Consider the following 12,492-nt stretch of genomic DNA (forward strand, 5'->3'; position numbering starts at 1 on the left):
CGATCAGGGCCGAGGGCAGGGCCGCAGACAGGGATCCCGCCGCGTTGTCGGAGCCCTGTGCGATGCTCGGCACCGTGGAGACCATGTCCGTGAGTCCGGTGTTCGTGGGGCGTGCGGGGGAGTTGTCGGTGCTCACCGACGCGCTCGCCCGCGCGGCCGGCGGCGGTGCCTCGGGGAGCCCCGCGGGCGAGCCGCAGGCTTTGCTCGTCGGCGGTGAGGCCGGGGTGGGCAAGACCCGTCTCGTCGAGGAAGTGCTCGCCGAGGCGTGCCGTCGCGACGCCGTCGTGGCGGTCGGGGGATGCGTCGAGATCGGCGCGGACGGGCTGCCGTTCGCGCCGTTCTCGACGGCGCTGCGCGCCCTGCACCGGCAGCTGCCCGAGGAGCTGGCCGCCGCGGCCGCGGGCCAGGAGCACGAACTGGCGCGGCTGCTCCCCGAATTGGGGGAGCGTCACGAGCGGAGCCGGCACGACGAGGAGGGCATGGCGCGTCTCTTCGAGCTGACCGCCCGGCTGCTGGAGCGGATCGCCGCGGACCGCACGGTCGTCCTGGTGCTGGAGGACATGCACTGGGCCGACGCGTCGACCCGTCATCTGCTCGCTTATCTCTTCCGCACGCTGCGGCGCGGCCGGCTGGTCGTGATCGCGACCTATCGCTCCGACGATGTGCACCGCCGCCATCCGCTGCGGCCCTTCCTCGCCGAGCTCGACCGTATGCGGACCGTGCAGCGCGTCGAGCTGACCCGGTTCAACCGCGGTGAGGTGCACCGCCAGCTCGCCGGAATCCTTGCTGCGGAACCCGAACCGGCCATGGTGGACCGGGTGTTCGAGCGCTCCGACGGCAACGCGTTCTTCGTCGAGGAACTGGCGCGCAGCATGGCCGACCGCTGCCCGAGTCTGCCCGACTCGCTGCGGGACATCCTGCTCGTGCGCATCGAAGCGCTGCCCGAGGACGCCCAGCGGGTCGCGCGCATCGTCGCCGAGGGCGGCTCGACCGTGGAGTACGGGCTGCTGTTCGCCGTCGCCAGGCTCTCCGAGGACGACCTGATCGAGGCCCTGCGAGCCGCCGTCGGTGCCAACATCCTGCTGGCCACACCGGACGGCGACGGCTACCGCTTCCGGCACTCCCTGGCCCGCGAGGCCGTCAGCGACGACCTGCTGCCCGGCGAGCGCTCCCGGCTCAACCGGCGCTACGCCGAGGCGCTGGAGGCCGATCCCACGCTCGTACGCGACGAGGAGCGCGTCATGCGGCTGGCCAGCTACTGGTACCACGCGCACGACGCCGCCAAGGCCCTACCCGCGGTGCTCGCCGCCTCGGTCGAGGCCCGCCGCCGCCATGCCTACTCCGAGCAACTGCGGCTGCTGGAGCGGGCGATGGAGCTGTGGGACAGCGCCCCCGCCGATGTACGGGCGGCGCTGCGGCCCCTGGACTACGCGGAGGCCTACCCTCCGTGCGGCGGCGACCCGCAGACCACACCACTGCGCTTCCTCGATCTGATGGCGGAGGCCGCGGTCGCCGGGCGCCTGTGCGGCGAACGCGAGCGAGCCCTGAAGATCACCAAACGGGGGCAGCGGCTCGCGGAGGCCGATGACGACCCCCTGCGCGGCGCCTGGTTCTCCCTCCAGCGCTCCCTGCTGGTCTCCTCGCTGGGCCGCGGCGACGGCTGGGCCGAACTCGCCGACGCCCAGGAACTGGTGCGCGGACTGCCGCCGTCCCCGGTGCACGCGGAGGTGCTCGCCGAGGCGGCCAGTTGGGGCATGGTGCACGCCCCCGGCCCGGGGAGTCTGGCGACCGCCGAGCGCGCCGTCGAGTACGCCCGCATGGTCGGCGAGGAGGACAACGAACTCCGGGCCCGTCTGACGCACGGCAGTCTGCTGGTCGACGCCGGTCATGTCGACGAGGGGCTGGCGGAGATGTACCTCGTCAAGGAGCGTGCCGTGCGTCTCGATCTGCCCTCGCTCATCGGCCGCACCCATGTGAACCTCCCGTCCGTACTGGAGGGCATCGGCCGCTCGGCGGAGGCGGTGGACGTGCTCACCGAAGGCGTCACGCTCTCCCGCAAGTACGGTCTGTGCGACACCGAGGCGTGGATGCTCGGCAACCTGGCCGAGTCGTACCAGTCGCTCGGCCGCTGGGACGAGACGCTGGAGGCTGCGGAACGGGCCCTGCGGATCGGGCTCAGCCCCAAACCCCGGGGCTACGCGGCCACCCGGCTCGCGACCCTGGCCCTGGCCCGCGGTGACACGGGGAGGGCCACGGAGCATCTGGAGGCGGCGCGCGCCCACTTCGGGCCGCACGACCCCATGCCGCAGAGCTCACTCCCGCTGGACGTGATCGCACTGGGCATCGCGGCGGCGCAGGGACGGGTCACGGAGGCGCGGACGGAGTTCGAGCGGGCGGCAAAGGCCGGCTTCCCGCCGGGCACCCAGAGGTATGCCTGGCCTCTGCTGCGCGCGGCGGCCACGCTGGAGGCCGACACCCGTGGCCTGCCCGCGGCGGCACCGGGCCGCGCCGAGGCCCTGGACCGCATCCGCAAGGCGGCCCGCACCCTGGTCACCGCCGTCCCCGTCTGGACGGCCCACGAGCGGTGGGTACGGGCCGAACTGCTGCGCGCGGGCGGCCAGGACACGGCCGCCGACTGGGAAGAGGCCGGCGTCGCCTTCGAGGCCGTGGACTTCCCCTACGACCTGGCACAGGTCCGCGTGCGCTGGGCGGAGTCCCTGCTGCCCTCGGACCGCACCCGCGCGGCGACACTGCTGCGCGAGGCTGCGGAGACGGCGCGGGGGCTGTGCGCCCGTCAGCTCTCCGAGGACATCGCGCTGCTCGCCCAGCGTGCCCGGATCTCCCTGGCCGACGCCCCGCCCACCGCCCCGGCCGCGACTCCGGCCGCCCCTGGCCCGGTGTTCGGTCTGACCCGCCGCGAGGAGGACGTCCTGCGGCTCGTGGCGGCGGGACGGAGCAATCGCCAGATCGCGGAGGAGCTCTATATCTCGCCGAAGACGGCGAGCGTGCACGTCTCCAACATCCTGGCCAAGCTGGGCGTCTCGGGCCGCGGCGAGGCGGCGGCGCTGGCACACCGCCTGCGCCTGTTCCCGACGCCGGACGAGGACCAACCGGCCTCGGCCTGAGCGGGCCGTGGCGCTCGGCCTGAACGGGCCGTAGGGCTCGGCCTGAACGGGCCGTAGGGCTCGGCCTGAACGGTCAAGGCTCGGCCTGAACGGCAAGGCTCGGCTTGCACGGGGCGGGCCGTCGAGGCGCCCGGCGGCCGCCCGGGGGTGCCCGCGCCCGGGGCGGGTGGTGGGGCGCCCCCAGGACGCCGCTACGTGGCGCCTATGTGACGTCCACCTTGAGGATCTTGTCGTCGCCCGCCGCGGGCGTGCCCCTGTTGTCCGTCTCGCTCGTCACCAGCCAGAGATCGGAGCCGCCCACCGCGAGCACGGTGCGCAGCCGGCCGTGTTCCTCCTCCAGGAACGACTGCGGGTCCGCCGAGGCTTTGGTGCCCGCCAGCGGGATCCGCCAGAGCCGCTCGCCCCGCAGCCCCGCCATCCAGATCGAGCCCCGCGCGTACGCGATACCGCTCGGGGACGCCTCGGACGTCTTCCAGACCGCCACCGGCTGCACGAAGCCGGACCCGCCGCCCTTGCCCTCGACCTCCGGCCAGCCGTAGTTCTTTCCCGGCTCGATCAGATTCAGCTCGTCCCAGGTGTTCTGCCCGAACTCCGATGCCCACAGCCGCTTCTCGGAGTCCCAGGCCAGCCCTTGCACATTGCGGTGCCCCCACGAGTAGACGACCGAGTCGGCGTCCGGATTGCCGTGCACCGGCTGCCCGTCCGGGGTCATCCGCAGGATCTTGCCGCCCAGCGACTTCTTGTCCTGCGCGAGCCCCGTCTCACCCGTCTCGCCCGTGCCCGCGTAGAGCATCTTGTCGGGGCCGAACGCGATCCGTCCGCCGTTGTGGATGGAGCCCTTGGGAATGTCGCGCAGCACCGTGTCCGGGGCCCCGAGCTGCTGGCCGGGCGGCTTCCGCTCGTCGTACAGCATGCGGGCGATGCGGTTGTCCGACGCGGTGGTGAAGTACGCGTACACCTGGTGGTCGGAGGCGAAGCTCGGGGAGACGGCGAGGCCCAGCAGCCCGCCCTCGCCCTCCGGGGAGACACCCGGCACCGAGCCGATCTCCGTCTGCTTCCCGGTCTCCACGTCGACGCGGGTGACCGTCCCCTCGTCGCGCGAGCCCACCAGCAGGTCGCCGTCCGCCAGCGCGGCCACGCCCCAGGGGGACTTGAGGTTCTCGGTGAGCGTGGACACCACCTTCGCCGAGCCCTTCGCCGGAGGCGCGGAGGGACTCGCCGCACCGCCGGACGCGGACCCGGTCGGGGCCGGTTTCGCGGTCGCCCCCGACCGGTCGCCCGGGGGCGTGCCGTCATCGGACGAGCACCCGGCGGTGAACACCAGGAGGGCAGCGGCCAGCACGGCCGTCACTGCGGGACGTGGCACAGGACTGATCCTTTCGACGGCTGCGGAAGCTGCCTGACTACCCTTCCTACACCGCCCGGGCCCCCGAGGTTCCCGATCTTCCCGACCGGACCGCACGAGTTGCCGTCAGTCCCAAGATCCGCGTGCCGGCGGCAGTCCCGCGACCTCCGCCACGTCCCGGGCCGACAGCGCCAGCCGCACCGCGTCCGCGTTCTCCACCGCCCATCGCTCCCGCTTCGCCCCCGGAACGGCCACCACATGCCGCCCCCGGCCCAGCACCCAGGCCAGTGCCACCTGCGCGGGAGTGGTGTCCGGGCCGTGCCGCTCCGCGATCCGCCGCAGGCCGGCGACGACGGGCTGGTTCGCCGCCATCATCTCGGCCGTGAACCGCGGATGCCGTGCCCGTACGTCGTCCGGCTCGAAGCCCTGCCCCGGCGTGAGCGTCCCGCTCAGAAACCCGTTCCCCAGCGGCATGGCCGCCAGGAAGCCCACTCCGCGCGCCTCGCACCACGGCAGCAGCCGCTCCAGCGCGTCCGGGGACCACACCGACAGTTCCGCCTGCACGGCGCTGACCGGGAAGACCTGCTGGACGCGTTCCAGCTGGCGGATCGTTCCCTCGTACAGATGCGCGCCGGAGCGCCGCGACGCACGGGCCCCGACCGCGCACAGTCCCAGCGCGCGCACCTTCCCGGCGCCCACCAGTTCCGCCATCGCTCCCCAGGTCTCCTCGACGGGGACCTCGGGGTCGGCGCGGTGCAGTTGGTAGAGGTCGATCACATCGGTCTGGAGCCGGCGCAACGATGCATCGCAGGCCCGCTTCACATAGCCCGCACGGCCGTTGGCGACCACGTGCTGATCACCGACGAGCAGGCCGACCTTGGTCGAGACGAACGCGTCGCGGCGGCGCTCCTTCAGCACCCGGCCGACCAGCAGTTCATTGGTGAACGGCCCGTACATGTCGGCCGTGTCCAGCAGCGTGGAGCCGGCGTCCAGCGCGGCGTGCACCGTCCGCAGCGAGCGGTCGCCGCGTTGCTGGGAGGTGCTGTACGCCCAGCTCATCGGCATACAGCCGAGTCCGACGGCACCCGTCTCGAGAGCCGCCGCACCGATTGTCCTGCGCTCCAACTGCCCGTATCCCTCCGTCGGCCGACCCCAAACTAACCAATGCGCCGGCCCGCCCTGCGCGCAGCCTCACGACCATTAGCCTCCTGACCATGACTTCAGACGTGTGGCTCCCCATTCCGGCCGGCGAGATCGACGGGCTCCCGGACCCCGCCGGGTCCGGTCTGAACTACCGTTTCTGGGACGGTGGTCCGGACTTCCCCGCCGACCCGGCGGACTGCGTCTTCTACGCGGTGCCCTACATGAAGGGCATGGAGGTCGCGGTGCGTCCGCTGCCCGCCATGACCTCCGTACGGGTCGTGCAGACGCTCTCCGCCGGTATCGACCATGTGGAGCCGGGCGTGGGCTCGCTGCCGCCGGGTGTACGGCTGTGCAATGCCCAGGGCGTCCACGAGGCGTCGACCGCCGAGCTCACGCTCGCCCTGATCCTCGCCTCCCTGCGCGGCTTCCCCGGTTTCGTCCACGGTCAGGACAAGGAGGAATGGCGGGCGGGCTTCTATCCGGCGCTGGCCGACAAGTCGGTGCTCATCGTCGGGTACGGCTCGATCGGAGCGGCAATCGAGGACCGGCTCGTGCCATTCGAATGCGCGCGGGTGGCGCGCGTCGCGCGCTCCGCACGCGCTTCGGAGCGCGGCGAGGTGCACGCACTGACCGATCTGCCGGCCCTGCTGCCGCAAGCGGACGTGGTCATTCTGTCCACGCCCCTGACCGAGTCGACGAAGGGCCTGGTGAACGCGGGCTTCCTCGCCGAGATGAAGGACGGCGCCCTTCTGGTCAATGTCGCGCGCGGCCCGGTCGTCGACACCGAGGCCCTCCTCGCGGAGCTCGGCAGCGGCCGGCTGACGGCCGCCCTGGACGTCACCGACCCGGAGCCGCTGCCGTCCGGGCATCCGCTGTGGCACGCTCCCGGCGTACTCATCAGCCCCCATGTCGGCGGCTCCACTTCGGCGTTCATGCCGCGTGCCAAGCGGCTGCTGGCCGGACAAGTCACCCGATTCGCGGCAGGGGACCCCGTACGCAACGTCGTGCTCACAACTGAATGAACGAACACTCCGCCACATGCGGAAACTCTGTGAAGTCACTCGGTTGCAGCGCGTGCCGGTGACACGAGCGACGGTCACGGAGAGTAGAGGGGCTATATCCCAGAGTGACGATCCTGGTGTATCGTCCGGACTCGGGGGCTGTGCCGGGCGAGGGGCGGCGCAGTGACGCGACCTGACTGCCGAGCAGACTTCGAGGGGGGCGACGGGCGATGTACGGCCAATGGACGAACGATCCGACGCGGCAGGGCCGCCGACGACCACCCTTGCACCCTCCTCCGGGCGGCGGTGCGACGCCGGCTCCGCGAGGAGTGGCGCGGTGAGCGCGCCGGGAGCGCTCATGGCCCGCCGGGCGGTCCCCGGCAAGGGCTCGGGGCTGGTCCCGCAACTGGTGCTGGCCGGCGTCTGCGCGGCATACGGCGTGGGCGCGGCCTTCGGCTGGGGCTCCCGCGAACTGGCGCTGATCATGGGCGACTTCGGCCTCAGTGCCGCCGCCCTGATCGCCGCGGTCTCCTGCTTCCTCTATGCGCGCAGCGGGCAGAGCCGCTTTCGTCCCGCCTGGGTGCTGTTCGCGGTCTCCTCCGCCATGGCATCCGCGGGGAACGCCGTGTGGGGCTGGTACGAGGTCGTGCTCGACCGTGAGGTACCGAGCCCGTCCATCGCCGATCTGTTCTTCCTCTGCTTCGCGCCGCCCGCCATCGTCGGGCTCCTGGTCCTCGCCAAGCGCCCCGTCACCCGGGCCGGCTGGGTCTGCCTCGCCCTCGACGCCTGGCTGATCGGCGGCTCGCTGCTGACCCTTTCCTGGAGCCTCGCGCTCGCCCACTCCACGCAGGTCCAGGAGGCGAGCGTGGCGCCCGCCGCGCTGTCCCTGGCCTATCCGCTGCTGGACATCGTGTTGGTCAGCATGGTGCTCGCACTGCACTTCCGGCGCTCGGCCACCAACCGCTCCGCCGTCAACACCGCCATCGCCGCGCTCGCCCTGACCGTCCTGTGCGACGCGCTGTTCACCTCGCCGCTGCTGCGGGAGAGCTACCGCTCGGGCCAGATCCTCGACGCCGGCTGGTTCGCCGGCTCACTGCTGCTGGCCTACGCGCCCTGGGGCGCGCGGCGTACCGCAGAAGCGCCCGGAGGACCGCGAGGCCCCCGTCTGCCCAGCCGCCCGGTCGCGGGCTCCCTGGCCGCGCTCACGCCCTACCTCGCTGCCGCGGTGTGCACCCTCGGCATCCTCTACAACGTTGTCGAGGGCCGGCGGGTCGACCGTGTCGTCGTCCTGACCGGCTGCACGGTGGTGCTCGCCCTGGTGGTCCGGCAGGGCATCATGCTCCTCGACAACATCGCGCTCACCCATGAACTGGCGCAGAAGGAGAACCACTTCCGCTCCCTGGTACAGGGCTCCAGCGACGTCATCATGATCGCGGCCTCCACCGGCATCCTGCGCTATGTGAGCCCCGCCGCCGCCGGTGTGTACGGCCGGGAGGCGGACGAGCTCATCGGTTCGGAACTGGCCTCGCTCATCCATCCCGAGGACTTCGGACGTGTCGTCCACGAGGTGCGGCGATTTCTCGCCGCTCCTCCGGCGGAGGAGCCCACCACCCGGATCGAGTGCCGTTTCCGCTCCGGCACCGGCGACTGGCTCAACGTGGAGTCCACGGTCAACCGGCACCAGGGCGGCCTGATCTTCAACAGCCGCGATGTCACCGAACGGGTGAGACTCCAGGCCCAGTTGCAGCACAACGCCGAACACGACCCCCTCACCGACCTGCCGAACCGGGCGCTGTTCACCGAGCGCGTCCGGCAGTCCCTCACCGGCCGGCGGTCCGGGGACCCGGGCACCGCCGTGCTCTTCATCGACCTCGACGGCTTCAAGGGGGTCAACGACCGCCTCGGCCACCAAGCGGGCGACGAGCTGCTGATCCAGGCGGCCCGCCGGCTGGCCGAGTCCGTCCGCGCGGGGGACACCGCCGCGCGGCTCGGCGGGGACGAGTTCGCCGCCCTGATCCTCGGTGACGGCACCCGCGACGAGTCGGCCCGCGAGTCCCAGGTCCGGGAGATCGCCGACCGGCTGCGTCTCACGCTCTCGCAGCCGTACCGCATCGACGGCAGCGAAGTGCGGGTGGCCGCCTCCATCGGGGTGGCCTTCGCCGAGCCCTCGATCACCCCCACCGACCTGATGCGCAACGCCGACCTCGCCATGTACCGCGCGAAGGCCGGCGGCAAGGACCGCGTCGAGCTGTACGCACCCCAGATGCAGGCCGAGGTGGTCCGCCGCTCCGAACTCGCCGCCCGGCTGCGCAGCGCGCTGCACGAGGGCGAGTTCGCGCTGCTCCACCAGCCGGTGGTGAGCCTGGCCACCGGCCGGATCGAGGCCGTCGCGGCGCAGGCCCGCTGGCGCTCCACCCAGGGCATCCTGTTCACGCCCGCGGAGTTCCTGCGGGTCGCCGACGACGGCGACCGCACCGCGGAGCTCGGCCGCTGGCTGCTGGAGGAAGCGGTGGAGCAGGCCGCCGAGCGCAGCAGAATCGGCCACCGGGTACCGGTCTCCGTCCGTATCTCCGCGCGGGGACTGCTGGACAGATCGATGCCGCTCGGCTCCATCGAGGCGCTGCTGACCCGGCACGGACTGGCGTCGGGCGCGCTGATCATCGAACTGGCCGACAGCGATCCACGGATCTCGTTCGACGAGCTGGAGCAGCGCCTCGTCTCGCTGCGCCGGCTGGGCGTGCGGATCGCCCTCGACGGCTTCGGCAGCGGCTATGCCGCCATCAACGCCCTTCGCAGACTGCCGGTGGACGTCTTGAAGCTGGACAGAGGACTGGTCGAGGGCGTCGTCGAGTCGGCGCGTCTGCACAAGATCACCAGCGGTCTGCTGCGCATCGCCTGCGACCTCGGGATGCAGTCCGTGGCCGACGGGGTGGATGTGCCGGAGCAGGTTCTCGCGCTGCGCGCCATGGGATGCACACACGGTCAGGGCATGGCCTTCTCCGGCGCGCTGGACGAGTACCGGCTGCGCAGAGCGCTGGTCCGCGACGAGTTCCCGGTGCCCGGCGGCATCGCTCTGCCGGTGCTGACGGGTGGCGCTCTACCGGCTCAGAGCGGATCACATGGTGAGACGCGCGTCCCACCCACTTGACACTCCCCCCGCGTCGGGGGGAGGGTCTGTGCCATGCGCACCCGAATTCTCGTACTTGGAAAGCGCGTCGGCTGAGTGGGCCATGACGGCCCGCAGACCCCTCCCGACGCGCTCCCCTCGCTTGCCTCATGGCACGAGGGGTTTTTTGTTGCACCGGCACCACCGTCATACCGCACAAAACGAGCAGTCCTCGCATAAACCCTCAGCTTCGAGAAGAGAATGCCGATGACCGAGCAGGCCACCGGGGCCCACCATCCGCAGCCGCGGGCCCGTACCGGCGGACACCAGACCGCTGCAGTTGAGCACGTCACGGGCGCGCAGTCCCTCATCCGCTCTCTCGAGGAAGTGGGGGCCGACACGGTGTTCGGCATCCCCGGCGGCGCCATCCTCCCCGCGTACGACCCGATGATGGACTCGCAGCGGGTGCGCCACGTCCTGGTCCGCCACGAGCAGGGCGCGGGGCACGCCGCCACCGGATACGCGCAGGCCACCGGCAAGGTCGGCGTCTGCATGGCCACCTCGGGCCCCGGCGCCACCAACCTGGTCACCCCGATCGCCGACGCGCACATGGACTCCGTCCCCATGGTCGCGATCACCGGCCAGGTCGCCTCCAAGGCCATCGGCACGGACGCCTTCCAGGAGGCGGACATCTGCGGCATCACGATGCCGATCACCAAGCACAACTTCCTGGTCACCAACGCCGACGAGATCCCGCGCACCATCGCCGAGGCCTTCCACATCGCCTCCACCGGCCGCCCGGGTCCCGTCCTCGTCGACATCGCCAAGGACGCCCTGCAGGCGCGGACCACCTTCAGCTGGCCGCCGCAGACCGACCTGCCCGGCTACCGTCCGGTGACCAAGCCGCACGCCAAGCAGATCCGTGAGGCCGCCAAGCTCATCACCCAGGCCAAGCGGCCCGTCCTGTACGTCGGCGGCGGCGTTCTGAAGGCCAACGCCACCGCCGAGCTGAAGGTTCTCGCCGAGCTCACCGAAGCCCCCGTCACCACCACCCTGATGGCGCTGGGCGCGTTCCCCGACAGCCACCCGCTGCACGTGGGAATGCCGGGCATGCACGGAGCGGTCACCGCCGTCACCGCGCTGCAGAAGGCCGACCTGATCGTCGCCCTCGGAGCCCGTTTCGACGACCGTGTCACCGGCAAGCTGGACAGCTTCGCCCCGTTCGCCAAGATCGTGCACGCGGACATCGACCCGGCCGAGATCGGCAAGAACCGCACAGCCGACGTCCCGATCGTCGGCGACGCCCGCGAGGTCATCGCCGACCTGGTGCTGGCCGTCCAGGCCGAGCACAGCGAGGGCCGCACCGGCGACTACAGCGCCTGGTGGAAGGACCTCAGCCGCTGGCGCGACACCTACCCGCTCGGCTACGACCAGCCGGACGACGGCAGTCTGTCCCCGCAGCAGGTCATCCAGCGCGTCGGACAACTCGCGCCCGAGGGCACGATCTTTGCCGCCGGCGTCGGCCAGCACCAGATGTGGGCCGCGCACTTCATCGACTACGAGAAGCCCGCCACCTGGCTCAACTCCGGCGGCGCCGGAACCATGGGGTACGCGGTCCCGGCCGCGATGGGTGCCAAGGCCGGCATGCCGGACCGCACCGTCTGGGCGATCGACGGCGACGGCTGCTTCCAGATGACCAATCAGGAACTGACCACCTGCGCGCTCAACAACATCCCGATCAAGGTCGCCATCATCAACAACGGCGCCCTGGGGATGGTCCGCCAGTGGCAGACCCTGTTCTACAACCAGCGCTACTCCAACACCGTGCTGCACTCCGGCCCCGAGAACGGCATCGCCGTCGCGGGCCAGTCCAGCGGCGGCACCCGCGTCCCGGACTTCGTCAAGCTGTCCGAGGCCATGGGCTGTCACGCGATCCGCTGCGAGTCCCCGGACGATCTGGACAAGGTCATCGCCGAGGCGAACGCGATCAACGACCGCCCGGTCGTGATCGACTTCATCGTCCACGAGGACGCCATGGTGTGGCCGATGGTCGCCGCCGGCACCTCCAACGACGAGGTCATGGCCGCCCGCGGGGTCCGCCCCGACTTCGGCGACAACGAAGACGACTGAGCGCGCCCAGAGAACGAGTAGAGAGAAACCGACCATGTCCAAGCACACGCTCTCCGTTCTGGTCGAGAACACGCCCGGCATCCTCGCCCGGATCGCCGCCCTGTTCTCCCGCCGCGGCTTCAACATCGACTCGCTCGCCGTGGGCGTCACCGAGCACCCCGACATCTCCCGCATCACCATCGTGGTCAATGTCGAGGACCTGCCGCTGGAGCAGGTGACCAAGCAGCTCAACAAGCTGGTCAACGTCCTGAAGATCGTCGAGCTCGAACCGGGCGGCGCGATCCAGCGCGAACTCGTGCTGGTGAAGGTCCGCGCCGACAACGAGACGCGCTCGCAGATCGTCGAGATCGTCCAGCTGTTCCGCGCCAAGACCGTGGACGTCTCACCCGAGGCGGTCACCATCGAGGCCACCGGTTCGAGTGACAAGCTCGAGGCGATGCTGAAGATGCTGGAGCAGTTCGGCATCAAGGAGCTCGTCCAGTCCGGCACGATCGCCATAGGGCGCGGTGCCCGGTCCATCACCGACCGGTCCCTGCGTGCTCTGGACCGCAGCGCCTGACAGCGCCCGCCCCGCGCTCTGCTCGCATCGCGAGACCGTCGCACTTCCGCCCCCGACCCCGCCGTACGGTGGGACGCACACCT

General features: G+C 71.4%; 7 protein-coding genes. 5 read left to right on the forward strand and 2 right to left on the reverse strand.

All coding sequences use genetic code 11. The features are described from left to right. Positions 1-62 precede the first annotated feature (62 nt). Positions 63-3,125 (forward strand): helix-turn-helix transcriptional regulator, encoded by a 3,063-nt coding sequence (locus tag OHA05_RS25675; RefSeq protein ID WP_328863456.1) that lies wholly within the window; start codon positions 63-65, stop codon positions 3,123-3,125. A gap of 202 nt (positions 3,126-3,327) precedes the next feature. Here OHA05_RS25675 and OHA05_RS25680 read toward each other — a convergent pair whose 3' ends face one another. Both OHA05_RS25680 and OHA05_RS25685 read right to left on the reverse strand, forming a co-directional pair. Continuing rightward, on the reverse strand, positions 3,328-4,491 hold the full coding sequence (locus OHA05_RS25680) for a PQQ-dependent sugar dehydrogenase (protein WP_443043777.1): 1,164 nt from the start codon (positions 4,489-4,491) through the stop codon (positions 3,328-3,330). Positions 4,492-4,596: 105 nt separating this feature from the next. Next, positions 4,597-5,595: an aldo/keto reductase gene (locus OHA05_RS25685; RefSeq protein WP_328861824.1), complete on the reverse strand. Its 999-nt coding sequence runs from the start codon at positions 5,593-5,595 to the stop codon at positions 4,597-4,599. Between the two features lie 89 nt (positions 5,596-5,684). On the opposite strand from OHA05_RS25685, the gene OHA05_RS25690 reads away from it, so the two are divergent. From OHA05_RS25690 to ilvN, 4 genes are all read left to right on the forward strand, one after another. Continuing rightward, positions 5,685-6,635, forward strand: coding sequence for a 2-hydroxyacid dehydrogenase (locus tag OHA05_RS25690; protein WP_328861825.1), 951 nt, complete (start codon positions 5,685-5,687; stop codon positions 6,633-6,635). A gap of 316 nt (positions 6,636-6,951) precedes the next feature. After that, positions 6,952-9,762 carry a putative bifunctional diguanylate cyclase/phosphodiesterase gene (locus OHA05_RS25695; RefSeq protein ID WP_328861826.1) on the forward strand — a complete coding sequence of 937 codons (2,811 nt, stop codon included), beginning with the start codon at positions 6,952-6,954 and terminating at the stop codon, positions 9,760-9,762. Between the two features lie 219 nt (positions 9,763-9,981). After that, entirely contained in the window at positions 9,982-11,850 is a 1,869-nt protein-coding gene (locus OHA05_RS25700; protein WP_313943921.1) for an acetolactate synthase large subunit, read from the forward strand. A 34-nt stretch (positions 11,851-11,884) separates the two neighbouring features. After that, the gene (gene ilvN, locus OHA05_RS25705) at positions 11,885-12,409 is read left to right on the forward strand and encodes an acetolactate synthase small subunit (protein WP_005311534.1); all 525 of its coding nucleotides are present in this window, start codon (positions 11,885-11,887) and stop codon (positions 12,407-12,409) included. Positions 12,410-12,492: the final 83 nt, after the last annotated feature.

Source organism: Streptomyces sp. NBC_00306, assembly GCF_036169555.1.
Lineage (GTDB): Bacteria > Actinomycetota > Actinomycetes > Streptomycetales > Streptomycetaceae > Streptomyces > Streptomyces achmelvichensis.